At 57.9% G+C, this 22939-nt stretch carries 24 protein-coding genes and 1 tRNA gene; 2 read left to right on the plus strand and 23 right to left on the minus strand.

Going from position 1 to position 22939, the window contains the following annotated elements; translation table 11 throughout:
• Positions 1-9: 9 nt before the first annotated feature.
• Positions 10-219 carry a hypothetical protein gene (locus tag HMPREF9166_RS03515; RefSeq protein WP_009442682.1) on the plus strand — a complete coding sequence of 70 codons (210 nt, stop codon included), beginning with the start codon at positions 10-12 and terminating at the stop codon, positions 217-219.
• Positions 220-419: 200 nt separating this feature from the next.
• Here HMPREF9166_RS03515 and HMPREF9166_RS03520 read toward each other — a convergent pair whose 3' ends face one another.
• From HMPREF9166_RS03520 to HMPREF9166_RS03560, 9 genes are all read right to left on the minus strand, one after another.
• Positions 420-1106 (minus strand): fructose-6-phosphate aldolase, encoded by a 687-nt coding sequence (locus tag HMPREF9166_RS03520; RefSeq protein WP_009442683.1) that lies wholly within the window; start codon positions 1104-1106, stop codon positions 420-422.
• A 65-nt stretch (positions 1107-1171) separates the two neighbouring features.
• Complete coding sequence (gene trpA, locus HMPREF9166_RS03525; RefSeq protein WP_009442684.1) at positions 1172-1957, minus strand: tryptophan synthase subunit alpha; 786 nt, start codon at positions 1955-1957, stop codon at positions 1172-1174.
• Complete coding sequence (gene trpB / locus HMPREF9166_RS03530; RefSeq protein ID WP_009442685.1) at positions 1954-3141, minus strand: tryptophan synthase subunit beta; 1188 nt, start codon at positions 3139-3141, stop codon at positions 1954-1956. Before trpB ends, trpA begins: the two co-directional genes overlap by 4 nt.
• A 3-nt stretch (positions 3142-3144) precedes the next feature.
• A complete protein-coding gene (gene trpC / locus HMPREF9166_RS03535; RefSeq protein ID WP_009442686.1) occupies positions 3145-3930 on the minus strand; it encodes an indole-3-glycerol phosphate synthase TrpC in 786 nt (261 codons plus the stop codon).
• Positions 3931-4061: 131 nt separating this feature from the next.
• Complete coding sequence (locus HMPREF9166_RS03540) at positions 4062-4673, minus strand: phosphoribosylanthranilate isomerase (RefSeq protein WP_009442687.1); 612 nt, start codon at positions 4671-4673, stop codon at positions 4062-4064.
• A 236-nt stretch (positions 4674-4909) separates the two neighbouring features.
• Positions 4910-6958 carry a glycine--tRNA ligase subunit beta gene (gene glyS / locus HMPREF9166_RS03545; RefSeq protein ID WP_009442688.1) on the minus strand — a complete coding sequence of 683 codons (2049 nt, stop codon included), beginning with the start codon at positions 6956-6958 and terminating at the stop codon, positions 4910-4912.
• Positions 6955-7836 (minus strand): glycine--tRNA ligase subunit alpha, encoded by an 882-nt coding sequence (glyQ, locus tag HMPREF9166_RS03550; protein ID WP_006691372.1) that lies wholly within the window; start codon positions 7834-7836, stop codon positions 6955-6957. Before glyQ ends, glyS begins: the two co-directional genes overlap by 4 nt.
• A gap of 72 nt (positions 7837-7908) precedes the next feature.
• Positions 7909-8181: a hypothetical protein gene (locus tag HMPREF9166_RS03555; RefSeq protein ID WP_009442689.1), complete on the minus strand. Its 273-nt coding sequence runs from the start codon at positions 8179-8181 to the stop codon at positions 7909-7911.
• Positions 8182-8210: 29 nt separating this feature from the next.
• Positions 8211-8753, minus strand: a complete 543-nt coding sequence (locus HMPREF9166_RS03560) for a 3'-5' exonuclease (protein WP_009442690.1) — start codon at positions 8751-8753, stop codon at positions 8211-8213.
• Positions 8754-9000: 247 nt separating this feature from the next.
• Between HMPREF9166_RS03560 and HMPREF9166_RS03565 the strand changes: the two genes are divergently transcribed.
• A complete protein-coding gene (locus HMPREF9166_RS03565) occupies positions 9001-10161 on the plus strand; it encodes an FprA family A-type flavoprotein (protein WP_009442691.1) in 1161 nt (386 codons plus the stop codon).
• Between the two features lie 222 nt (positions 10162-10383).
• Here the strand turns inward: HMPREF9166_RS03565 and HMPREF9166_RS03570 are convergent, their stop codons facing one another.
• The 14 genes from HMPREF9166_RS03570 to HMPREF9166_RS11880 form a co-directional block, all read right to left on the minus strand.
• Positions 10384-10872, minus strand: coding sequence for an AsnC family transcriptional regulator (locus HMPREF9166_RS03570; protein WP_009442692.1), 489 nt, complete (start codon positions 10870-10872; stop codon positions 10384-10386).
• A 21-nt stretch (positions 10873-10893) separates the two neighbouring features.
• Positions 10894-11352, minus strand: coding sequence for an AsnC family transcriptional regulator (locus tag HMPREF9166_RS03575; protein ID WP_039980954.1), 459 nt, complete (start codon positions 11350-11352; stop codon positions 10894-10896).
• Between the two features lie 121 nt (positions 11353-11473).
• Positions 11474-12097 (minus strand): ribosome biogenesis GTP-binding protein YihA/YsxC, encoded by a 624-nt coding sequence (yihA, locus tag HMPREF9166_RS03580; protein WP_009442694.1) that lies wholly within the window; start codon positions 12095-12097, stop codon positions 11474-11476.
• Positions 12098-12107: 10 nt separating this feature from the next.
• Positions 12108-14426: an endopeptidase La gene (lon, locus tag HMPREF9166_RS03585; RefSeq protein ID WP_009442695.1), complete on the minus strand. Its 2319-nt coding sequence runs from the start codon at positions 14424-14426 to the stop codon at positions 12108-12110.
• A 97-nt stretch (positions 14427-14523) separates the two neighbouring features.
• Positions 14524-15789 carry an ATP-dependent Clp protease ATP-binding subunit ClpX gene (clpX, locus tag HMPREF9166_RS03590; RefSeq protein WP_009442696.1) on the minus strand — a complete coding sequence of 422 codons (1266 nt, stop codon included), beginning with the start codon at positions 15787-15789 and terminating at the stop codon, positions 14524-14526.
• Between the two features lie 14 nt (positions 15790-15803).
• The gene (clpP, locus tag HMPREF9166_RS03595; RefSeq protein WP_009442697.1) at positions 15804-16415 is read right to left on the minus strand and encodes an ATP-dependent Clp endopeptidase proteolytic subunit ClpP; all 612 of its coding nucleotides are present in this window, start codon (positions 16413-16415) and stop codon (positions 15804-15806) included.
• A gap of 24 nt (positions 16416-16439) precedes the next feature.
• Positions 16440-17729, minus strand: coding sequence for a trigger factor (gene tig / locus HMPREF9166_RS03600; protein ID WP_009442698.1), 1290 nt, complete (start codon positions 17727-17729; stop codon positions 16440-16442).
• A gap of 131 nt (positions 17730-17860) precedes the next feature.
• A complete protein-coding gene (locus tag HMPREF9166_RS03605; protein ID WP_050749693.1) occupies positions 17861-18442 on the minus strand; it encodes a GerMN domain-containing protein in 582 nt (193 codons plus the stop codon).
• 14 nt (positions 18443-18456) lie between these two features.
• Entirely contained in the window at positions 18457-19497 is a 1041-nt protein-coding gene (locus tag HMPREF9166_RS03610; protein ID WP_139062666.1) for an N-acetylmuramoyl-L-alanine amidase, read from the minus strand.
• A gap of 48 nt (positions 19498-19545) precedes the next feature.
• Positions 19546-19746, minus strand: coding sequence for a DUF3006 domain-containing protein (locus HMPREF9166_RS03615; protein WP_039980957.1), 201 nt, complete (start codon positions 19744-19746; stop codon positions 19546-19548).
• Positions 19743-20651 (minus strand): ComEC/Rec2 family competence protein, encoded by a 909-nt coding sequence (locus HMPREF9166_RS03620; RefSeq protein ID WP_039980959.1) that lies wholly within the window; start codon positions 20649-20651, stop codon positions 19743-19745. The genes HMPREF9166_RS03615 and HMPREF9166_RS03620 overlap by 4 nt, the downstream gene beginning before the upstream one ends.
• A gap of 15 nt (positions 20652-20666) precedes the next feature.
• Positions 20667-22001, minus strand: a complete 1335-nt coding sequence (locus HMPREF9166_RS03625) for an NCS2 family permease (RefSeq protein ID WP_009442703.1) — start codon at positions 21999-22001, stop codon at positions 20667-20669.
• Between the two features lie 52 nt (positions 22002-22053).
• Positions 22054-22144 (minus strand) — tRNA-Ser (locus HMPREF9166_RS03630).
• A gap of 129 nt (positions 22145-22273) precedes the next feature.
• A complete protein-coding gene (locus tag HMPREF9166_RS11880) occupies positions 22274-22921 on the minus strand; it encodes a hypothetical protein (RefSeq protein ID WP_254655003.1) in 648 nt (215 codons plus the stop codon).
• Between the last annotated feature and the right edge of the window lie 18 nt (positions 22922-22939).

Here is a 22939-nt window from a genome sequence, read left to right on the forward strand (position 1 = left end):
GGCACGACCATGCAGCGAAATATCCATGACTACGATGACATCATCCATCTTGCGCGGCCGATCTCCCGCACCCATCCGCCCATGTCACGGCACGACCGTGCGGGGCAGTTCGCCCCATTTGCGGCGCTCAATACCCTCCATGCCGCCACCGCGCGCGCAGAGCTGCGTCATGCGGCACAGTATGAGGAGTATGAGAAATACGATGAACCGCCTGCGTAAGCAGGCAAATTTGACAAGGGGCTGTTGCACGAAGCTGAAAACTTCGTACAACAGCCCATTCTTTGTGCCCCTTCCCCGTGATAACGGGGAAGGCTTTTGGGAATAACAGCATATAGCTTCCCCCGCACTTTGAGGGAGCGGCGAGCATAGCGAGCCGATGGGGGCGTGCAGCCGCTCTTCTTTGCCTTATTGGTACGATCTCATTCGTCTGCCAGCTCCGCGAGTGTCTTCCCGCCATAGAGCCCCGTCCAATCGTCGGAGAATGCCTGCACCGCATCTGCAACGACCTGCTTGACAAAGATGCCGCGCAGAACATCAGGCGCCACGGTGACGGAATGCGCACCTGCGAGAATTGCACGATCGATCTGGGCGGGCTGCTTGAAGCTCGCCGCAAGAATCTCTGTCTCATAGCCGTAGTGGGCAATAATGCCGGCAATATTCCCGATCACAGACGCTGCATCGACGCCAAGCGCCTCCATGCGGTTATAGTACGGGGCAATGCAGTCCGCGCCAGCCTCCAGAGCCATGAATGCCTGATCCATCCCGTAGACGGCCGTCGCCGTCACGTTTGCCCCCTGACGGCGAAGGGCTTTGATGACCTTGACCCCTTCAAAGTCGACGGGAACCTTGATGAATACCTTCTCATCAACATGGCGAAACACCGCCTCTGCGTCGCGCATCATCCCGTCATAGTCCGTCGCCGTCACTTGAATATGCAGGGGGCGAAGCTTTCCGATGATGGAGCGAATCTCACGCATGTGGGCAAAGAACGGGACACTCCCCTCCTTCTTGACGATGCTCGGGTTGCTGGTTACACCGGCGATCGGCAGATATTCCGAAAGCGCACGAATCTCATCGAGATTTGCCGAATCAATCAGATACTTCATGGTATAGGATCTCCCTTCACATGGCAAAGCCCACCGACTTCACAGCGGTGGGCAATATTGTTCCCTTAAGCATCGAGTGCCTTGCGCATCGCAGCGATCAGCTGGATGCCGCCGTCGATATCACCGTCGAGAATGTGCTTGACGACTGCACTGCCGACGATCACACCATCTGCCTGCTTTGCGGCGCGTGCGGCAGCCTCGGGCGTACCGATGCCGAAGCCGATGGCAAGCGGGATATTCGTATAGCGGCGTGCGGCAGAGCAGACCTTCCCGATGATGCTGTAGTCGATCTCCTTGACGCCTGTGACACCATAGTTCGAGACGCAGTAGACGAAGCCCGCCGCATGACGGCACGTCTCCGCCATGCGCGCCTCCGTCGTTCCCGGCGTGATGAATTCCGTCAGTGTAAAGTCATGCACATCGCAGATGCGGCGCATTTCCTCCGACTCTTCGTGCGGAACATCGGGCAGGATCACGCCGTCCATCCCCGCTGCCTTGAAGTCCGTGACAAAACGCTCAAACCCATAGTGGTTCACCATGTTGATGTAGCCCATGCCGACGATGGGGATCTCCGAGTGTCTGCGGATCTCCTTGACGATCTCAAGTGCCTTCTTCATCGTCATGCCGTTCTTCAGTGCCTCGACACTTGCCGCCTGAATCACGGGACCGTCCGCCATGGGATCGGAGAACGGCAGGCCGAGCTCGATGAGATCGGCGCCCGCCTCCTCGGCACGGCGTACGATGTCCACGGTTGCCTCCGCACTGGGGCACCCTGCCGTCACGTAGATGTAAAGCCCTGTCCGCCCGTCGGCGCGGAGCTTTGCGAGTTTTTCATTCATCCGCTTGCTCATGCGATGTCCTCCCCCAGCTCCTTTGCCACCATCTGCACGTCCTTGTCGCCGCGTCCTGAGAGACAGACGACAACGCGCTCGCCCGCCTTGGTCTTGGGCATCAGCGTCTCCAGATACGCCAGTGCATGCGAGCTCTCGAGCGCGGGAATGATCCCCTCGATGCGCGAGAGACGCTGGAATGCGTCGAGTGCCTCTCTGTCCGTCACGGAGACATAGGTGACGATGCCCTCGTCCTTAAAGTAGGAATGCTCCGGACCAACGCCGGGGTAGTCGAGCCCTGCTGAGATGCTGTACGCCTCAATGACCTGCCCGTCCTCATTCTGCAGGAGGTTGCTGTACGCTCCGTGCAGGATGCCCGGCGTACCGCCGCCGCTGAGCGTCTTGGCATTGTCGCCGTCCGCATCGCTGCGCCCGCCGCCCTCGACGCAGAACTTCTTCACGTCGGCATCATTGCGAAAATCATAGATCGTACCGATGGCGTTGCTCCCGCCGCCGATACAGGCGACGAGATAGTCGGGTTTCGCGTGGAATTTCTCCTCTGCCTGTGCGCGAATCTCCTCACCGATAACCTTCTGGAAGTCGCGCACCATCATCGGATAGGGATGAGGCCCGACAGCGGAGCCAATGACGTAGTAAGTATCCGTGATGTTTGTCGCCCAGTAACGGATCGCCTCGCTCGTTGCATCCTTCAGCGTTCCTGTACCGCTCGATACGGGGACGACCGTCGCGCCGAGCAGACGCATACGGAACACGTTGAGCTTCTGCCGCTCCACGTCAAGTGCACCCATGAAGATGCGGCATTCCATTCCAAAGAGTGCCGCCACCGTCGCCGTCGCCACACCATGCTGCCCCGCGCCCGTCTCTGCGATAATGCGCTTCTTGCCCATGCGGTGTGCAAGGAGTGCCTGGCCGAGCGCATTGTTGATCTTATGCGCCCCCGTATGAAGAAGATCCTCGCGCTTGAGATAGATGTCCGCCTTGCCGTAGTGCTTCGTCAGCCGCTCGGCAAAATAAAGATTCGTCGGACGCCCTGCATACTCCTTGAGGTAGCTGCGGTACTCCGCCTGAAACGCCGCATCGTCACGGTATTTCAGATATGCCTCTTCCAGCTCATTCAGTGCCGGCATCACAATCTCGGGCACATACTGCCCGCCATAGTCGCCGAATCGTCCCTTCTTGCTCATATATTATTGCTCCTTCGTCTCAACATCAACCAGTTCTCTTGCAAACCCCCCGATATCCGCCGCACGCACCAGTCCCTCTCCGACCAGCACGCCTTTGCACCCTGCCGCACGAACGCGTTCCGCATCCGTACGGGCAAAGATGCCGCTCTCGCTGATGAGCGTACGGTTCTTATCCGCATAGGGCAGGAGGGCAAGCGTCGTCTCGACGCTTGTCTCAAAGGTCACGAGATTGCGGTTGTTGATGCCGATAAATTCTGCCGACGTTTGCTGCGCAATCTCCAAATCACGGCGGTCATGCACCTCCACGAGGGCATCCATCCCAAGACTCCACGTCAGGTAAAGCAGCTCTTTCAGCTGCTCCGGCGTGAGGATGCGCACAATCAGCAGGACGGCATCCGCGCCCAACGCACGCGCCTCGTAGACCTGATAGGGATCGATGATAAAATCCTTGCGCAGGAGAGGTGTATTCACACGTGCACGTACGGCGGAAAAATCCGCGTTGCTGCCGAGAAAATGCGGATCGGTATGTACGGAGAGCACGGCCGCGCCTGCCGCCGCATAGATATCGGCGAGCTCCGTGACCGTGTGCGCCGTTGTCAGCCGTCCCTTGGCGGGCGACTGCAGCTTGCACTCAGCGATCAGCCCCCACCCATGCCATCGGAAGTGCTCCGCCATGCGGAACGTCCCACAGGACAGATCCCGTTTCAGTACATCGAGCGGCACGGCCTCCTTCGCCGCTGCGACAATGCCGCGCTTCTTCGCCACGATTTCAGCAAGTATGTCGCGCATTGTGCACCTCCTTCAAATGATTCATTCTGCGCCTTTCGGCGTATTTGTCTATCTTAGAGGAGAATGCGCCATTTGTCAATGAGAGGGCGCACATGGCCGTGTACCGCTCGCGTTCACGCGGGGCAAATACATCATCGGTGTGCATGTACCGCCGCCATAAACGCCGCAATTTTCGCCTCAGATTTCACGCCGTCCTCCTCCAGCCCTCCCGATACGTCAATGCCGAATGGCTGAAAGGTATCCATGGCTTCCCCGACATTCGCCGCCGTGATGCCGCCCGCAATCAGTACGGGCTTCGTGACGCGCGCGATCTCCTGTGCCGCTTCCTGCCAGCGAAATGTCCGCCCCGTACCGCCTGCCGCCCCCTTCACGTAGCTGTCTACGAGAATGATCTCCGCAGGATAGGCGTTCGCCGCCTCCGCATCGAAGTTGTCCCCATAGCGGTACGCCTTGATCACGGGGCGCTCTGCCATGCGTGCCATCTCTGCCGTCTCATGGCCGTGGAGCTGCACATAGTCCAGCCCAACGGCATCGGCAATCTGGTTCACCTCCGCCATCGGCGCATCGACAAAGACGCCTACCTTCTTCACATGCCGCATTTCCCGCGCAATCTCGCGCGCCGTCTCCGGCGTGACATAGCGGCGACTGCCCTGCGCGAAGATGAACCCGATGTAGTCCGCTCCCGCCTCCTCTGCCGCGCGTGCCGCTGCTGCGGTCTGCATGCCGCACATCTTCACCCGCATACCATCATCACCCCTCCGATAAAAAACTGCTGTACGAAGATAGAAAGACCTTCGTACAGCAGCGTTATTTGTTAGGGAATCACTGATAAAATGAGGTCTGCCAGATTGGCGTAGATTTTTTCGTCTGAACAAGGTGGAAAACCGGACGCAGAGTGGTGCTCTGTGGAGAATTTTCCGCCGAAGTGCGGACAAAAAAGATGCGTCAAGATGGTTGTACCGAATTTATCAGTGATTCCCTAGTTCAGCACAATTTTGCTGTAGTCTGCCGTCTCCAGCAGATAGTCGTCGATCATCTTGAGGAGCGACAGGCGATTCTCCTTGACGCGCGCGTCCTTGTCCATGACCATGACCGCATCGAAGAATGTGTTGATCGCCTTGCCAAGGGCTCGTTCTGCCGGAAGCGTGTCCTCGCCCTCTGCCCGCGCAGCCGCAGCAGTCTGATAGGCAGAGAGCAGTGCGCCCTCCTCCTCTGCCTGGAACAGTGCAGGATCCACTGCGCCGCCCGTCACGCCGCGGGCGATGTTCCCCACGCGGACAAAGGACTGCACAAGCGCGTCCGCACCATCTGATGCGAGCAGACGCTCCACATAGGCGGCGCGCACGGGGACATCCGCGACGAAGTCCACATCCTCCAGCACTGCCTCCTGCACATCGTAGCGCACACCGCGCTCTGTGAGCACATTCTTCAAGCGCAGACGGATAAAATCTGCAACGTAGGCCTGCATTTTCTGACACAGAGACACATCAAGATCGTAGAGATCGCACGCCTCATCCACAAGATCGGAGAGGAGCATCGTGCTCTTCTGCTCGATCAGCATGAGGACGAGACCGAGTGCCTGGCGGCGTAGGGCAAAGGGATCCTGCGATCCCGTCGGAATTCTGCCTTGGCTGAACGTCCCGACGATGTTGTCGACCTTGTCCGCTGCACTGAGGGCAACGCCGAGCGGCGTCTGCGGCAGCTCGTCCCCCGCAAAACGCGGCATATACTGCTCGTCAATGGCACACGCAACAGCAGGGCTCTCCCCATCGAGCAGGGCGTACTCACGTCCCATGATCCCCTGCAGCTCCGTGAACTCCGTCACCATGCCCGTCACGAGATCGGCCTTCGAGAGCTCGGCGGCACGCCGCGCATCGGCGAGAGCGGTGCCATCCGCATCACCCGCCGCCATCTCCTCGACAATCGCCGTCGTGAGCGCCGTGAGACGCTCCGTCTTTTCGTACATCGATCCGAGCCCCCGCTGGAACACGACCGTCTTGAGCTTTTCCCGATGCTCTGCAAGGGATTTTCTGCGATCCTCATCGAAGAAGAACTGCGCATCGGCAAGACGTGCCCGCAGCACGCGCTCGTTGCCGTGTGCCACGACATCAAGATGTGCCTTCCCACCGTTGCGCACCGTGATAAAAGCGGGCAGTAGGCTGCCGTCCGCCGCCTTGACGGGGAAATAGCGTTGATGGTCGCGCATCGGCGTAATCACCGCCTCGGCGGGGAGCGCCAGATACTTCTCCTCGAACGAGCCGCTGAGCGCCGTCGGATACTCCACGAGATAGAGCACCTCCTCGAGGAGGTCGGGCGTGATCTCCGCCGTGCCGCCGCACGCCTTTGCCGTCTCTGTGATCTGTTCGCAGATCATGGCGCGCCGCCGCTCGGGATCGACGATGATATACGCCTTCTCGCACGCCGCCTCGTAGTCCGCCGCCGACGTGATCACGAAGTCCGCCGGTGCGAGCGTCCGATGCCCGCGCGAGTGATTCCCGCTCGTCACTCCGGCAAGGGTAAAGGGCACGATCTCTGTCCCGTAGAGTGCCACGAACCAGCGAATCGGGCGGATGAATCGGAAGTCCAGATCCCCCCAGCGCATACTGTTTGGCAGCGGAATCGCACGCACAAGGTCAGGCAGGAGCGAGGTCAGAAGCTCAGCCGTCGCTGCACCGCTCTCATGCACGGAGGCATAGACATAGCCGTCACGCTGAATGAGGGCGGACGGATCGACGCCCTGTCCGCGCGCAAACCCCGCGCCCGCCTTCGTCGGGTTTCCGTCCGCATCAAAGGCAATGGCGACGGATGGGCCGCGCGTCTCCGTATTGACGTCTTCCTGCCGCTCTGCGAGCCCCGTCACAATGAGGGCGGCACGGCGCGGCGTGCCGAGCGTGCGCACCTTCTCATAGGAAAGGCGGTGCTCCTTCAGCATCGTCTCCGCCAGCTGTGCCAAATCCTCCAGGAGGTGTGGCATCACGTGTGCCGGAATCTCCTCCGTTCCAATTTCAAATAACAGATCCCGCTTCATGCCTTCCCCTCCTTTTTCAACAGCGGATACCCCAGTTCCTCACGCTGGGCGAGATACGCCTCCGCGCAGAGACGCGCGAGTTTGCGCACGCGCCCGATGAACGCCGTCCGCTGGGAGACACTGATCGCCCCGCGCGCGTCGAGCAGATTGAACGTATGCGAGCATTTCAGCACGTAGTCATGCGCCGGATGCACATAGCCTGCCTCGATGACGCGCACCGCCTCCGCCTCGTACTTGTCAAACAGGTCAAAGAGCAGCTTCTCGTCCGAGAGATCGAACGCATACGAAGACTGCTCAAACTCATTCTGGTGGAACACATCGCCATAGGTCACATCATCCGTCCACGCGATGTCATAGACGTTCTCTACGCCCTGAATATACATGGCAAGACGCTCAAGCCCATAGGTGATCTCCACGGAGACGGGCTTTACATCCTGACCGCCAACCTGCTGGAAGTACGTGAACTGCGTGATCTCCATCCCGTCCAGCCAGACCTCCCAGCCAAGTCCCCACGCGCCCAGCGTCGGCGACTCCCAGTTGTCCTCGACAAAGCGGATGTCATGCTCCTCCGCGTGAATGCCGAGGCGGGCAAGGCTCTCAAGGTAAAGTTCCTGGATATTGTCCGGCGACGGCTTCATGATCACCTGGAACTGATGATGCTGATAGAGACGATTCGGGTTGTCTCCATAGCGTCCGTCCGCCGGGCGGCGCGAGGGCTCCACATAGGCGACATTCCACGGCTCTGGCCCAAGAACGCGCAGGAACGTCCACGGGCTCATCGTCCCTGCGCCCTTTTCTACATCATAGGGCTGGGCGAGGATACAGCCCTGCCCCGACCAGAACTCCTGCAGTGTGAGGATAACCTCTTGAAATTTCATGCAAACAACCCCTCCAACAAAAAAACCGCGTATACCCTATAAGAATACGCGGTTTTGAGAAAATAGCAAGACCTATTTAAAACTGTTCCGCAAACTCTGCAAAATACCCGCCTGTCCTTCATTGATATCCTTATTCCATCGGCCATCATAGGCTCGATCGCCGGACGGAAGCAGAGCACACACAATGATGAGGAGGATAAAGGCAACGACGATACCGCCGATGATCTTACGCTGATAGGTGCTGCGCGCTTTTCGTACGCGCTGAAGCCGTGCCTCGAGCTCCTGCTGTTTGCGCTCGCGCATCGACTGCATCGGCGTCTCCGTTTGGCTCTTTTTCTTTGCCATACAGCATGCCTCCCTGCATATTAATCAAATTAATCAAACAGGCTCTGTTCCTCATAGACCGGCTCTTTCATCTTTTGGTAGCAGAAGAGCGTCGCGAGTGTGTCCGCGAGTGCGCCGTGCGCCACCGTGTTTCCCCAGTCGTAGCGGTAGTAGTCCGCACACTCCGTCAGCTTCCACCATCGGTAGCCGCCGCGCCGTGCATCGGGGACTTTGCGGAACGCCGAAAAAGCAAGCATCACATCATGACGGTTCGGGTTCGTAATGCGGATCCCCGACTGCGCCAGAAGGCGAATATCGAACTCGGTGTTATAGCCGACAAGGAGTGTGTCCGGCGCATTGAAGAGACGTTCCAGCTCCTCACGATGTGCGAGAATGGGGTCACAGCCCGCGACCATCGCCGGCGATATGCGATTGATGCGCTCGGCATCCGGCCACTCTGCCTTACGCGCCGGCGCATACATACCGTCGACCATCGTCTCACCCACGCCATTCACAACAGCGAGGGTCAGTACTTCATCATCACTGCGAAAGCCGGTCGTCTCCGTATCAAAGACTAGAACCTTTTCTTGCATCAAAAGTCCTCTTTCTTCTGGTTGTTTTATCCCAATTATACACAGCTTTCGTCATGATTATTATACAACAGACGGAATCATCTGTCAAGAAAACGCGTCACAAGACGCCCATCATCACAGGGTTGAGGGCAATTTGCGGTTGCAAAAGAATGGGTTTTACGCTAGAATACTTTTATAATATATAGATTATTTCTATAGCTTAAGTCTATTCTCTGTTAATCCATCCTATGGTTGAAAGGAGTCTTTTATGAACGCCATCAAACTCCGTGACAATATCTACTGGGTCGGCGCCATCGACTGGTCCATGCGCAGCTTCCACGGCTACGATACGCAGCGCGGCTCATCATACAACGCCTACCTCATCATCGACGATACGATCACTCTGATTGATACGGTCAAACACGGCTTTGAGGAGGAGATGCTCGCGCGCATTTCCTCCGTGATCGATCCGTCGCAGATCAACTGCGTCATCTCCAATCACGTGGAGCCAGATCACTCCTACGGTGTCTCCCTCATCTCCTCCCTCGCGCCGAGCGCAAAGATCGTCACGAGTGCGCCGAACGGACTGAAGGGGCTGCGCGCCTACTATGGAGAGCTCCCCTATGAGACCGTCAAGGCAGGCGACAGCATCTCGCTCGGCAAGCGCACCCTGCAGTTCATCCCGACCCCGATGCTGCACTGGCCCGACAGCATGGTCACCTACTGCCCTGAGGAGAAGATTCTCTTCTCGAACGACGCGTTCGGGCAGCATCTGGCATCGGGCAAGCGCTTCGACGACGAGAATGACCTCGCTATCCTCTGTGAGGAGGCAAAAAAATACTACGCCAACATTCTCTTCCCATACGGAGCACAGGCAAAGGCGGCACTCAAGGCACTGCACGGGCTCGACATGGAGATGATCGCCACGGGACATGGCATTATCTGGCGTTCCCATATCCCTGAGATCATCGAGCGCTATAAGCAGTGGTCGAGCGGCGAGACAGAGGAGCGCGCCGTCATCGTTTTCGACAGCATGTGGCACTCCACCGAGGCGATGGCGCATACGATTGCTGAGGCGTTCATCGACAAGGGTTACTCCGTCGGCTACTACGACATCAAGAAGAACTCCCATGCGGACATCATGACGGATATCCTCACGAGCCGCTATCTCGCCGTTGGTTCGCCGACGCTCAACAATACGATGCTCCCGACCATCGGCGGTTTCCTCTGCTATATGCGGGGGCTCGCACCGAAGGGACGTAAGGCTTTCGCCTTTGGCTCCTATGGCTGGGGCGGGCAGAGCATCCAGCAGATTGAGGACGAGCTGAAGGCGGGCGGCTGCGAGATCGCCATGGACAAGGTACGTATCCTCTACGTTCCGTCCGAGGAACAGCTCAAGGCACTCCACGATCAGGTGATTGCACTCTAAGGAAGCACTGATAAATTCGGTACAACCATCTTGACGCATCTTTTTTGCCCGCACTTCGGCGGAAAATCCTCCACAGAGCACCACTCTGCGTCCGGTTTTCCACCTCGTTCGGACGAAAAAATCTACGCCAATCTGGCAGACCTCATTTTATCAGTGTTTCCCTAAAAAACATAGAACCCCCGAAGGCTCAAGATAAAAGCCTTCGGGGGTTTTCTATCCATATCACTCTTCCACAAAGTACTGCATCGATGTCTTCTTCCACTCTTTCTTGGTGTAGAGCATCGCGCGATCCTCGATGCCCGTCGCGGCTGCGAGTTCTTCTGCAATCTTCTCGCACTCCTCACGGCTGAAACCATGGATCATCGTATAGACATTATAGCGCCAATCCGCCGTACGATTGCGGTCATAGCAATGGGAGACGCGCTCGTGCTGCGCCATCCGCCGCGCCACTTCGTCCACGCGCGCGTCGGGGACATTCCAAACACAGAGGCAGTTGGACGTAAAGCCGACCTCGCGGTGACGGAGAACCGCGCCCATCTTCCGGATCTTCTTTTCTGCAATCATACGCTCCACACGCTGCAGAAACTCCTCCTCGCTGATGCCGATTTCCGCCGCGAGTGCCTTGTACGGCTCGGCGACAAGCGGAAACTGCCCCTGCAGGAGGCGGATGATCTTACGGTCGAGAGCATCGACCTCGATTGCTTCGCTCATAGATATGCCTTCCTTCCTGCATCAGTTCAGCTTAAACTGCACGTTGATCTTATATTTCTTATTCGCTTTCAGGTCCATCAGACGCTCCACCCCGGGCAGCGCCTTGATCTCTCCGATGATCTTCTCCTCCGTCGCCTGCGACGGTGTCATGAGCGTAAACCATAGGTTATACCTACCCTCGCGCTCATAGTTATGCGTCACGCCCGTATAGCGATTGACCGCCTGTGCGACGGACGAAAGCTGCTCCGGTGTCACACACAACGCGATCAGTGTCCCCTGATAGCCAAGGCGTTCCGAGTTGAAAAATGTCCCAATGCGCCGCAAAAATCCGTCCGCCTTCAGGGCGTCCAGCCGCTCAAGCACATGCTCCTCCGTCGTTCCGAGCATCTCGGCGAGACGCGCAAACGGCCGCGAACACACCGGCAGGTTGCCCTGCAGGAGGTTCAGCAGCCGTTTGTCAAATTCTGTCAGTTCTGCCATTGAAGTCTCTCCCATATACCGTGCACCATCTTCATGCACCGGTATCGGATCGTCTTGCTCATGGACAATCGTATCATAGGACACAGGCACAAAAATGAATGCGATTCACTTCTTTACGTGCCTATTCTAACAGATATTCCTTCATCACGTCAAGGAGTTCCGTACGCCCTTCGTTTTTCGGCACGGAATATGGCAGAATCGAAAGATCGGGAACGTCGAGCGTCCTGCGCATCAGGGACAGCTGTTTTTGCCGTGCCGTGCGCCCAAGCTTATCCGCCTTCGTGGCGATGACCAGCACAGGTATATCATGCGATACGAGCCACTCAAACATCTTTCTGTCGGAGGGCATGGGGGCATGACGAATATCGAGCAGGAGACAGACAAAGTGCAGATTCTCTGCATGGAGAAAGTACTCCTCGATAAACTTTGCCCATGTCTTTCGGCTCTCACGCGCCGCCTTGGCATAACCATAGCCCGGCAGATCGACCAGGTGTACAGGATGCCGCTCTTCCCCACCGTCGATGCGCATGAGCAGCTCATAGAAGTTGATCGTCTGTGTCTTCCCCGGTTTCCCCGAGACATGGGCGAGTTGGCGAATGCGTGTCAGGGAGTTGATGAGAGACGACTTCCCGACATTGGAGCGTCCGATGAAGGCGACCGCGGGACGCTGTTCCTCGGGGTACTGATCGCGCCGTACCGCAGAGGCAAGATAGGCAGCCTTTGTAATGACAACCGGCTCAGACATGCTGCACCTCCTAATTATACAGCGCGACCTTCAGTACCTCGTCCATGTGCGCTACGGGTACAAACTCAAGTGACGCACGCACCGCATCGGGAATATCCTCGATATCGCGTTCGTTTTCCTGCGGCAGGACGATGGTATGCACACCCTCGCGATAGGCAGCGAGCGTCTTCTCCTTCAGCCCGCCGATCGGCAGCACATTTCCGCGCAGCGTGATCTCCCCCGTCATAGCGACATCGGCGCGCACCTTGCGCCCCGTGAGTGCTGAGATCATCGCCGTCGCCATGGTGATGCCCGCCGAGGGGCCGTCCTTCGGAATCGCCCCCTCGGGCAGATGGATGTGTATGTCGTCCGTCTCGTAGAAGTTCTCTGCCAGATGGAGCGCATCCGCACGGCTGCGCACGTAGGAGAGTGCCGCCTGTGCCGATTCCTGCATCACGTCGCCGAGCTGCCCCGTGAGGATGAGTTTGCCCTTCCCGCGCAGGATGTTGACCTCCGTCCGCAGCACGTCGCCGCCGACCTCCGTCCACGCAAGCCCCGTGACGACACCGACGAGGGGCTTCTTCTCCTGCCGCGCCGGATGGTACTTCGGACGTTCCAGAAACTCCGTAAGATTCGCCTTCGTCACGGCGATGGGCGGCGTCTCCCCTTCGACGATGCGCCGTGCTGTCTTGCGGCAGAGCTGACCCACGACGCGCTCCAGCTCGCGCACCCCCGCCTCGCGCGTATAGGAGCGGATGAGCACAGGATAGACGCCTGCACTGATGCGGATGTCCTTTGCCTTCAGCCCGTTCTGTATGCGCTGACGCGGCAGGAGATGCCGCCGTGCGATCTCGACCTTCTCCATCTCCGTATAGCTCGAGAGGTTCAGGATCTCCATTCGGTCACGCAGCGGCGCAGGAATGCGCGCGGGGTGATTTGCCGTGACGATCCAGAACACCTGCGAGAGGTCAAACGGCAGCTCCACGAAGTGATCGCTGAACGTGCAGTTCTGTGCAGGGTCAAGAACCTCAAGAAGCGCAGCGGAAGGATCGCCATGAAAGTCCATGGCAATCTTGTCTACCTCATCGAGGAGAAAAACGGGGTTCTTCGTACCGGCACGGCGAATCCCCTCGATGATGCGGCCCGGCATCGCGCCGACATAGGTGCGGCGATGCCCGCGTATCTCCGCCTCATCACGGATGCCGCCGAGCGAGATACGGATGAACTCCCGCCCCATCGCACGGGCAATCGACGCTCCGAGCGACGTCTTGCCGACACCGGGTGCACCGACGAGGCAGAGGATGGGGGCATTCTGCTCCGGTGCCAGCTGACGCACGGCAAGATAGTCGAGGATGCGCTCCTTGATCTTTTCGAGTCCGTAGTGATCGCGTTCGAGCACAGCGCGCGCAGCATTCATATCGACCGTCTCTTTGGTCGTGTGCATCCACGGCAGTTCGATCAGACAGTCCAGATAGCTGCGGATCACACCGACCTCGGCACTCATCGCAGGGCTGACGTCGAGGCGGTGAATCTCACGCTCGATGGTCTCGCGTACGGCATCGGGGTACGCCCCCTCCGCGAGAGCCGTGCGATAACAATCCACATCAGCGGACTTATCCGCATCGTCGCCGAGCTCCTTATGGATTGCCTTGATCTGCTCACGCAGATAAAAATCGCGCTGAACCTTGTCCATCTGCTTACGTACACGACGGTTGATCTTCTGCTCGATCCCCATGATGTCCAGCTCATAGACGAGCACCTCATAGAGACGATGCAGGCGTGCGCGCACATCAATGGTGGCAAGGATATCCTGCCGCACCTCATGCTTCAGGCTCAAATGGCTCGCGATAATATCCGCCAGACGTCCCATGTCCTCCATGATTGAGATCGACACCAGCGCCTCGGGCGGAATCTTATGAGAGAGCTTCACCCACTCCTCGAATTTGCTCGTTACCCCGTGAACGAGTGCCTCCATATCCTTTGTGGAGGGCGTTTCCACACTCTCCTCGTCAATCACATGGACATCCGCCTCCGCATACGTCTCCCCCTCGCGGATCTCCATGATCTCCGCACGCTGCTGTCCATCCACGAGAATCCGCAGCACGCCCTCGGGCAGGCGCAGAAACTGACGGATCTCCGCAACTGCACCGACATCATAGAGGTCTGCCGCCGTCGGGTCATCCAGTTCCGGATCCTTCTGTGAGACGACGAGAATCCGACTGTCTCCTGCAATCGCAGCCTCGATGGCGGCAACGGAGCGATCGCGTCCCACGTCGATGTTGACCATCATGTGGGGATAGACCACAAGTCCCCGCAGGGGAAGCAGCGGCAGTGTTTGTTTTTCAGACATGGTCGCGTTCCTTCCATCTATAGAAAAAAGGAGCACCGCACGCTGCAGGCTCCTTTCATTGGTATGTCGATATGTGTCAAAGGAAACACAGAGACCTTTAATTGGCGGCTGCCATCTTCTGTGCGCCCGCACCGTCGATGGTGAGGATCGGGGCACTGTGGTTGACAATGACGTCCTTCGTGACCTGACATGCTGTCACGCCATGGATCGACGGCACCTCATACATGACGTTGCGCATGATCCCCTCGACGATGGCACGCAGACCACGCGCGCCCGTCTTATGCGTCAGCGCTTCCTTCGCGATCAGGTGCAGTGCATCCTCCTCAAACGTCAGACGCACACCGTCCAGTTCGAGCAGCTTTTGGAACTGCTTGACAAGAGCGTTCTTCGGCTCTGTCAGAATGCGAACGAGTGCCTCCTCATCGAGGGAGTTCAGCGTGACTACGACAGGCAGACGCCCGATGAACTCGGGAATCAGCCCATTCTTCATCAAATCCTCGGGAATGATCTTGCTGAGCGACGCCCCCACGGTAACGCGGCGCTTTGAGCGCACCTCGGCACCGAAGCCCATCTGCTTCTTTCCGAGGCGCGATTCGATGATCTCCTCAAGGCCATCAAACGAACCGCCGCAGATAAAGAGAATGTTCGTCGTATCGATCTGCAGGAGTTCCTGCTGCGGATGCTTGCGCCCGCCCTGCGGCGGTACGGAGGCCGTCGTCCCCTCAAGGATCTTGAGCAGTCCCTGCTGAACGCCCTCTCCCGAGACATCTCGCGTGATGGAGGGGTTCTCCGATTTGCGCGCAATCTTATCGATCTCGTCGATGTAGATGATGCCGCGCTGTGCCTTCTCGATGTCGTAGTCTGCCGCCTGAATCAGCTTCAGCAGGATGTTCTCGACATCCTCGCCGACATAGCCGGCCTCCGTGAGAGAGGTCGCATCGGCGATGGCAAACGGCACATTCAGGATGCGTGCCAGCGTCTGCGCCAGCAGAGTCTTGCCGCTGCCCGTCGGACCGATCATGAGGACGTTCGACTTGCGCAGCTCCACATCCTCGTTCTTTCCCTGACCGGCATGAATACGCTTGTAGTGATTGTAGACCGCCACGGAAAGCGATTTTTTCGCCTCATCCTGACCAATGACATATTGGTCGAGAATGCGGCGGATCTCCTTTGGCTTCGGAATATCCTTGAGTCCGACATCAATATCGTCGCCAAGTTCCTCCGCAATGATCTCATTGCAGAGTTCGATGCACTCATCGCAGATATAGACGCCGGGCCCCGCCACGAGCTTCCTTACCTGCTCCTGCGTCTTACCGCAGAACGAGCACTTGAGCTGACCCTTGTCGTCCGCCCCAAATTTCATCGCATGACACCCCCTCAGGCCTTGCTGTCAGCAGATGTATCCTTTGGTCGGAGGACAACCTCATCAATGAGGCCGTATTCTTTTGCCTCCTCCGCCGACATGAAGTTGTCGCGTTCCGTATCAACGTTGATCTTCTCTGTATCCTGCCCCGTGTGATGCGCGAGGATTTCGTTGCCGACCTCACGCAGGCGCAGGATCTCCTTCGCCTGGATCTGGATGTCGGTCGACTGTCCCTGTGCGCCGCCAAGCGGCTGATGAATCATAATACGGGCATGCGGGAGAGCATAGCGTTTTCCCTTTGCACCCGCCGTCAAAAGAATCGAACCCATGCTCGCCGCCTGTCCAACACAGATCGTGGAGACATCCGGCTTGATGTACTGCATGGTATCATAGATGGCAAGTCCTGCCGTCACAACACCGCCGGGGCTGTTGATATAGAGGTGGATATCCTTATCGGGATCCTCTGACTCCAAAAAGAGCATCTGCGCAACAATGACGTTGGCGACGCTGTCGTCAATCGGTCCACCGAGGAAGATGATGCGCTCCTTCAGCAGGCGGGAGTAAATGTCATAGGCACGCTCCCCGCGTCCGGAGGTCTCCACCACCATCGGTACATAGTAACTCATACGTTCCTCCCCGCAGGAGCTTTCTTACTCCGTGATATTGTCCACGATGAACTGCGCCGTCTTCTTGCGCAACACCGTCGCTGCAAGATCGCTGACGCGCCCCTGTTCCTTGATGATCTTCTGAACCTGCTTCGGTGTTGCGCCATAGGAAAGCGCCATGGCATAGACTTCCTGATCGAGATCCCTTCCCTCGACCTTGATGTCCTCTGCCTTGGCAACCTCCTCGAGCATGAGATCGGTGCGCACGTTCTTTTCCGCCGTCTCGCGGTACTCGTCGCGGATGCGCGCCATGTCGAGCCCGGCGTACTGAAGGTACTGCTCAAGGCTCATTCCCTGCTGCTCAAGACGCATCGCCATTTCCTGGATCATCGCCGTAATGCGGTTCTCGACCATCACGGGCGGAATCTCCATCGTGCAGTTGTCCGTCGCCATGTCGATTGCCTTTGTGCGGCGCTCATTCTCTGCCTGACGCTCCGCCCCCTCCTGGAGGTTCTTGCGGATGTCCTCGCGCAGCTCTGCGAGCGTCTCGAACTTGCTTGCCTTCTTGGCAAACGCATCGTCCAGCTCAGGCAGCTCGCGCGACTTGATACTGCGCACCGAGCACTTGAAGACAGCCGCCTTTCCCTTGAGATTCTCCGCGTGGTAGTCCTCGGGGAACGTGACGTTCACCTCGCGCTCCTCGCCGACCTTCGCACCGATGAGCTGATCTTCAAAGCCCGGAATGAACGAGCCCGAGCCGATCTGGAGCGGATAGTCTTCGCCCTTGCCGCCCTCGAACGGTGTTCCGTCCACAAAGCCCTCAAAATCAAGCGTAATGAAGTCGTCCTTCTTGACCGCGGCATCGTCGGGGGCGTCGATGAGCGTGCCCTGATGCTGGCGCATCCCCTCGATCTGACGATCGATGTCCTCCTCGGAAACCGAGACGGCAGGCTTCTCGACCTTGAGCCCTTTATATTCGCCGAGTGTGACCTCGGGACGCTGCGTGAACTTTGCCGTAAATACGACATCCTTGCCCTCCTCGAGTGTCACGATGTCGATCTCGGGGCGCGTCACAGGCTCCATGTTCTGCTCGGTCAGCGCTTCATCGAACGCCTTCTGTGCAACGCTCTCGAATGCCTCCTGAAGGATGGCCTCCTTGCCGACAAAATTCTCGACAATCTTGCGCGGTGCCTTTCCCTTGCGGAAGCCCGGGATATTCACGCGTCCCGCAAGACGCTTTGCCGCGCCGTCCGTCGCCTGCTCCAGCTTGTCCTGATCCACTTCAATCGTCAGAGTGACCTCACGGTTCTCCCCATGCTCTGCCGTAACCTTCATTGTATGAAACAACCTCCTGCTTCTTTCCATTGGGGGGCGCGCTGCACCCTCCGATTTGCGGGCATACAAAGAGAGCACTCCCGCCATTCTACTAGTATCCTATCACAAAACAGCCAAAATGACAAGCACAGCTATTTCAGCAACTCTGTCATGCGCGGCAGTGGCTCAGAGAGATCCATGTGCCCCGAGAGAGTTTCCACATCCTCTCCCTCAATGCGGATGCGCACCTTTTTCACCTCAGGGAAATCCGTGAGCGTGTTGACGATTGATCCGACGAGCATCTCTTCCCCCGTCGACCCACCGTTGAAATTCTTCTGCAGCTCCTTGGAGAAATCCACCGTGGCGACACCGTCCTGAACCTTGACGCTGCGCAGCTTCACGTGTTTTGGGAAGACATTCGTCTGCCCCTTCTCCGTCGTGCCTGCGAGCAGGGACTTCAGCGCTGCCGTATACTTATCCTCGCTGCCGAGTTTTACCGTACGGCTGTCCGCCACAAGACCCATGCCGTCATTCTTCGGGTAGTAGACATTCACCTTGACCTCTTTGTCCTTCGCCGCTGTGTCGTCCACAGCAGCCGCCTTCGTCTGTGTCTGCTGTGACTCTGCGGCAGGCGGGGCAGACGTCTTTTCATCCGCACAGCCCGCTGTGAGCAGAAGTGCTGCGCAGAGCGGCGCGCCCAGCAGACGTGTGATATGTTGCGCGTGTTGGAACATTTCCGATTCTCTCCTCATTCCTCAAAATAGCGTGCAATCGCACGAAAGAGTGCCTGTGCCAATGTCTCCTGATAGGCAGGATCCGTGAGCAGCTGCTCCTCCTCGGGATTCGAGATAAACCCCAGTTCCGCAAGGGAAGCAGGGATATCCGAATGCTTCAGGACGTAGAAGTGCGCATATTTGACCCCGCGATTATAGAGTCCGCCCGCCGCAGCAAGTTCCTCGTTCAGCAGCGCGGCGAAACGTTCATCCGCATCCGTCTTGGGATAATAGTAGGTCTCCATCCCGTGTGCATCCGGATTGCTAAAGGAATTACAGTGCACGGAGAGGAAGAGTTCCGCTTCCTCATGTGCCGCCGCAGCATCCACACGCGCCTGCAGTTCGCGGGAAGCCGAACTGCCCGCATACGCGACGTCCACATCGTCCGTCCGCGTCATGACGACATGCGCCCCCGCCTTGGTCAGGAGGTCACGCGTACGCAGGGAGACGGCAAGGGCGACATCCTTTTCGCATGTACCCGATGGACCGATCGCCCCTGTATCACTGCCCCCATGCCCGGGATCGATGACCACCGTATGCCCCATGACCGCCTTGCTGAGCGTGTCTCCGGCATCCGCAAAGATCTCAATCACGAGCCGCTCGGTGTTCTTCTCACGTCCCGTCCCCGGGACGGTATACACGCGATAGGCATCAGCACTGCGAAGGTCATGCCCTGCATAGATCCGCAGTGCCGCACGATGATTCTCGCGTGGGATAACGACAAGCCGCTGCAGCACCGCTCCATCGAGAGCGATCTCATGGGGAAGATGCTCATCCAGCGCAACATCCTCCAGCTCGACCAGCAGCTGATTGTCCGCATGATACCGCTCCGACAGAGCGTAGTGCAGCTCCGCCTTCTTAACGGTGATCTCTATGCGCTGCGCCGCGCGCCCGTCCACCTCCACCGCATGGCTTTCAATGCCCGTAATGCGATGGATGGTGCCTGCTGCTTCTCCCGCTCCACCGAGGAGAAAGAGCAGGCAGACAAAAACCGCTGCGGCAAGCAGCGGTCGCATCCACAGATGAACCCTGTTCTTGATCGTCAATGCCAATCTCGCCCCCATTCAGCCTTTCAGCAGCTCCAGTGCCTCATCCTCAGCGGCATCCGTCGCCGCCGCATCGCGCTCTATCGTCAGCTTCAGATAGTCGCCCTCTGCCACATCTTTGGGCAGGAACACGCGTGGAAAATTCACCTTGACCATGGCATCCCCGAGGAGAAGCACGGCAAGATCTCCTTCAAATCGATCTAGGTACGCAGAAATCATTGTTTCTCCCCTCTCTCCGGCGTGATATGGTAGTCCTTGCCATCGCTCGTAAGCGTAATCGTGCCATTCTCCGCCGTCACATAGATGTCCAGATTCATGGCATGGTACTTCTTCATCGTCTCCTTATGCGGATGTCCATAGTCGTTGTTCACACCGCAGGAGATGAGTGCCGCCGCAGGATGGACGGCGCGCAGGAAATCTGCCGAGGAGGAGGTTTTGCTGCCATGATGGCCGGCCTTGAGGACGGTGCTCTGCACCGCGCCCTGCGCCCCCGCAAGGATATCCTGCTCCTCTTTCTTTTCTGCGTCGCCCGTAAACATCATGGAGAAATCGCCAAAGACCAACCGCCCAACGACAGACTCGTTGTTCGGATCGTGCTTGTAGCCCTTGACGCTGCCCTGCTGGACCAGTGATGCCGACGGGGCGAGCACCTCAAAGACAGCCCCGCCGCCGAGATCCACGCGATCCCCCGTACAGAGGCCCTTGCGTGCAATTCCCTTCGCCTTCAGCTGTTTCATATAGCCGATGTAGACGCGCGACGTTGACGGCATCCCGTTGTCATAGACCATGCCGATCGGATACGTATTGATCAGCATCTCCATCCCGCCGATATGATCAGCATGGGGATGGGTCAGAATCACTGCATCGAGTTTCTTGACTCCCGCCTTGTCCAGTTCGGCGCGGAGCTTATCCCGCTCGTCCACATCGCCCGTGTCGATGAGGACGTTCTGCTCTGCAGTCTGAATGAGGATGGCGTCCCCCTGCCCAATATCGAGCATCTTGACCGTGAGTGCCTGCTGCACGGGTGCTGTCGTGGATGTTTCATGCGATGCTCCTGCACATCCGCCAAGGAGCGCGGAGAGCAGGAGCAAAAGGCTCACGAGAAATGCCATGCGATGTTTCATCTGCACGTCAGCCTCCTACGAACGAAGTGCCAGATTGATCAGGAAGGCAATCGAGACGAGATACATGATCCAGCTGACCTTTTTATACTGCCCCGCACAGAGCTTCATGACCGTGTAGCTGATAAAGCCGAAGGCAAAGCCATTGGCGATACTCGACGTGAGCGGCATCATGATGATCGTAAGGAAGACGGGCAGAGCATTCGTGAAATCGGAGAAGTCAATCTTTCCGACCTCGGACATGAGCAGCGCTCCGACTAGGATGAGGGCAGGCGCGGTAGCAAATGCCGGCACGAGCCCGATCAGCGGCGTAAAGAGCAGCGCCGCCAGGAAGAGCACGCCCGCCGCAACGGCAGTCAGCCCTGTCCGCCCGCCGGCGGCAATGCCGGCCGCGCTCTCGATGTAGGAGGTGACCGTCGACGTACCGAACATAGCGGAGACCATCGTCCCGACCGCATCTGTGGTCAGTGCCTTGTCGATGTTCTCGATGTGTCCGTCGGGGCGCACCATCTTTGCCTTTGTCGTCAGACCGATCAATGTGCCCATATTATCGAACAGCTCCACCACAGTGAACGTGAAGATGATCGAAACGAGGCCGTAGTGCCATGCGCCCGCGAGATCGAGCTGGCCGAACGTCTCCCCCATGTGGGGGAGCGAAGTGCTCATAATATCCGTGATTCCCTTCGGTGCCGGCGTCATCCCGAGAATCATGGCGAGGATGGTCGTCACAAAGATGCCGATGAGGATCGAGCCGTGCACGTTGCGCGCCATCAGCGCCGCTGTGAGGAGCAGACCGAAGAGAGAGAGCAGTGTCGTCGGCGCGGTGACGTGACCAAGGGAGACATAGGTCGCAGAGTTCTCGACGATCAGCCCCGTCCCCTTCAGCCCGATGAACGCAATAAAGAGTCCGATGCCCACGCTGATGGCGTATTTCAGGTCACGCGGGACAGCATTGATGATCGCCTGTCGGATTCCGCCAACCGTCAAAATCAGGAAGAGTACACCCGAGAAGAACACGGCGCCGAGTGCCACGGTCCAGTGCAGACCGAGAACACCGCAGACATAGTAGGCAAAGAACGCATTCAGCCCCATGCCCGGTGCGAGCGCGACGGGATAGTTCGCAAAAATGCCCATGGCGAGCGACGCGAGTGCCGCGATCCAGATCGTCGAGGCAATCGCCGCCTCCTTCGGGATACCGGCGTCCGCAAGTATATTTGGATTGACAAAGAGAATATACGCCATGGCAATGAACGTCGTCACGCCTGCGAGCAATTCCGTGCGCACGGTCGAGCCCTTTTCCCGCACTTTAAAAAATCGTTCGACAAAGGACGGCGGCGTGCTCTGCATCTCCATAGAAGCATCTCCTTAAATTAAAAAAACCCGACGCAGACCGGGTAATAAAAAATGGCGGAGTGGGAGAGATTCGAACTCTCGCAGCGGTTACCCACTCTAACGATTTAGCAAACCGTCCTCTTCAGCCTCTTGAGTACCACTCCATATTCACTTCACGCTTTCTCTGCGACAGATGTTATATTAACAGATGGATTCACGCTTGTCAAGACAAAAATAAGGACTGCCATACAAAGCCGCAGGATTCCGTAGGCAGTCCATTATCATTTATCATTTTATGCTTTGATGTCGAGATTGCTTCCGACATGCTGTGGCGCACGCGGGCTGATTGCATAGGCCGCCTTTGCCTGCTCCATGCGCTGGCTCGTTGCCTGGGCGCCATACTGCTGTGCTTCACGAAGGGACTTCTGGAAGCGGCTCGTGCCCAGCATCGCAGGATCCATATTCTGCGCCGCCTGCTGCGTGGCGCGTGAAGTAACCTGCTCCGCCGTGCGGATAACCGTCCGCTGCGTCTGCTGGAACTCACTCGTCCCTGCCTTCGTGCCCGAACCGAACTTCGAGTCGCCTATAACCGCCTTGACCTCGTCCATCTTGGCCTGCGTCGCCTGGGCACCCATCTGCTGTGCCGAGCGGTTCGACTTCTGGAATGCACTCGTGCCCAGCATTGCAGGATCCATGTTCTGCGCAGCCTGATGTGTGGCGCGCGACGCGCTCTGCTCGCCCGTGCGGATGACGGTCCGCTGCGTTTGCTGGAACTCACTCGTCCCTGCCTTCGTGCCCGAACCGAACTTCGAGTCGCCTATAACCGCCTTAACCTCGTCCATCTTGGCCTGTGTCGCCCGACCACCAAGTTGATGGATTTCACGGTTTGACTGTTGGAAAAGACTTGAACCGAAGCCCCCTCCTATGGCTGATAGTGCCATATTGGATCCCTCCATTTC

The sequence above is a fragment of the Selenomonas sp. oral taxon 149 str. 67H29BP genome (genome assembly GCF_000146365.1).
Taxonomy (GTDB): Bacteria; Bacillota; Negativicutes; order Selenomonadales; family Selenomonadaceae; genus Centipeda; species Centipeda felix.

Coding starts and splice junctions, on each gene's coding strand:
- HMPREF9166_RS03610 (WP_139062666.1), bottom strand. CDS start 19,497: ATGCGACCGCTGCTTGCCGCAGCGGTTTTTGTCTGCCTGCTCTTTCTC.
- tig (WP_009442698.1), bottom strand. CDS start 17,729: ATGAAGGTTACGGCAGAGCATGGGGAGAACCGTGAGGTCACTCTGACG.
- yihA (WP_009442694.1), bottom strand. CDS start 12,097: ATGTCTGAGCCGGTTGTCATTACAAAGGCTGCCTATCTTGCCTCTGCG.
- clpX (WP_009442696.1), bottom strand. CDS start 15,789: ATGAAATTTGGGGCGGACGACAAGGGTCAGCTCAAGTGCTCGTTCTGC.
- HMPREF9166_RS03515 (WP_009442682.1), top strand. CDS start 10: ATGCAGCGAAATATCCATGACTACGATGACATCATCCATCTTGCGCGG.
- HMPREF9166_RS03625 (WP_009442703.1), bottom strand. CDS start 22,001: ATGGAGATGCAGAGCACGCCGCCGTCCTTTGTCGAACGATTTTTTAAA.
- trpC (WP_009442686.1), bottom strand. CDS start 3,930: ATGCGCGACATACTTGCTGAAATCGTGGCGAAGAAGCGCGGCATTGTC.
- HMPREF9166_RS03560 (WP_009442690.1), bottom strand. CDS start 8,753: ATGCAAGAAAAGGTTCTAGTCTTTGATACGGAGACGACCGGCTTTCGC.
- trpB (WP_009442685.1), bottom strand. CDS start 3,141: ATGAGCAAGAAGGGACGATTCGGCGACTATGGCGGGCAGTATGTGCCC.
- HMPREF9166_RS03605 (WP_050749693.1), bottom strand. CDS start 18,442: ATGTTCCAACACGCGCAACATATCACACGTCTGCTGGGCGCGCCGCTC.
- HMPREF9166_RS03520 (WP_009442683.1), bottom strand. CDS start 1,106: ATGAAGTATCTGATTGATTCGGCAAATCTCGATGAGATTCGTGCGCTT.
- glyS (WP_009442688.1), bottom strand. CDS start 6,958: ATGAAGCGGGATCTGTTATTTGAAATTGGAACGGAGGAGATTCCGGCA.
- trpA (WP_009442684.1), bottom strand. CDS start 1,957: ATGAGCAAGCGGATGAATGAAAAACTCGCAAAGCTCCGCGCCGACGGG.
- HMPREF9166_RS03555 (WP_009442689.1), bottom strand. CDS start 8,181: ATGGCAAAGAAAAAGAGCCAAACGGAGACGCCGATGCAGTCGATGCGC.
- glyQ (WP_006691372.1), bottom strand. CDS start 7,836: ATGAAATTTCAAGAGGTTATCCTCACACTGCAGGAGTTCTGGTCGGGG.
- HMPREF9166_RS03570 (WP_009442692.1), bottom strand. CDS start 10,872: ATGAGCGAAGCAATCGAGGTCGATGCTCTCGACCGTAAGATCATCCGC.
- clpP (WP_009442697.1), bottom strand. CDS start 16,415: ATGAGTTACTATGTACCGATGGTGGTGGAGACCTCCGGACGCGGGGAG.
- HMPREF9166_RS11880 (WP_254655003.1), bottom strand. CDS start 22,921: ATGGCACTATCAGCCATAGGAGGGGGCTTCGGTTCAAGTCTTTTCCAA.
- HMPREF9166_RS03615 (WP_039980957.1), bottom strand. CDS start 19,746: ATGATTTCTGCGTACCTAGATCGATTTGAAGGAGATCTTGCCGTGCTT.
- HMPREF9166_RS03575 (WP_039980954.1), bottom strand. CDS start 11,352: ATGGCAGAACTGACAGAATTTGACAAACGGCTGCTGAACCTCCTGCAG.
- HMPREF9166_RS03565 (WP_009442691.1), top strand. CDS start 9,001: ATGAACGCCATCAAACTCCGTGACAATATCTACTGGGTCGGCGCCATC.
- lon (WP_009442695.1), bottom strand. CDS start 14,426: ATGTCTGAAAAACAAACACTGCCGCTGCTTCCCCTGCGGGGACTTGTG.
- HMPREF9166_RS03540 (WP_009442687.1), bottom strand. CDS start 4,673: ATGCGGGTGAAGATGTGCGGCATGCAGACCGCAGCAGCGGCACGCGCG.
- HMPREF9166_RS03620 (WP_039980959.1), bottom strand. CDS start 20,651: ATGAAACATCGCATGGCATTTCTCGTGAGCCTTTTGCTCCTGCTCTCC.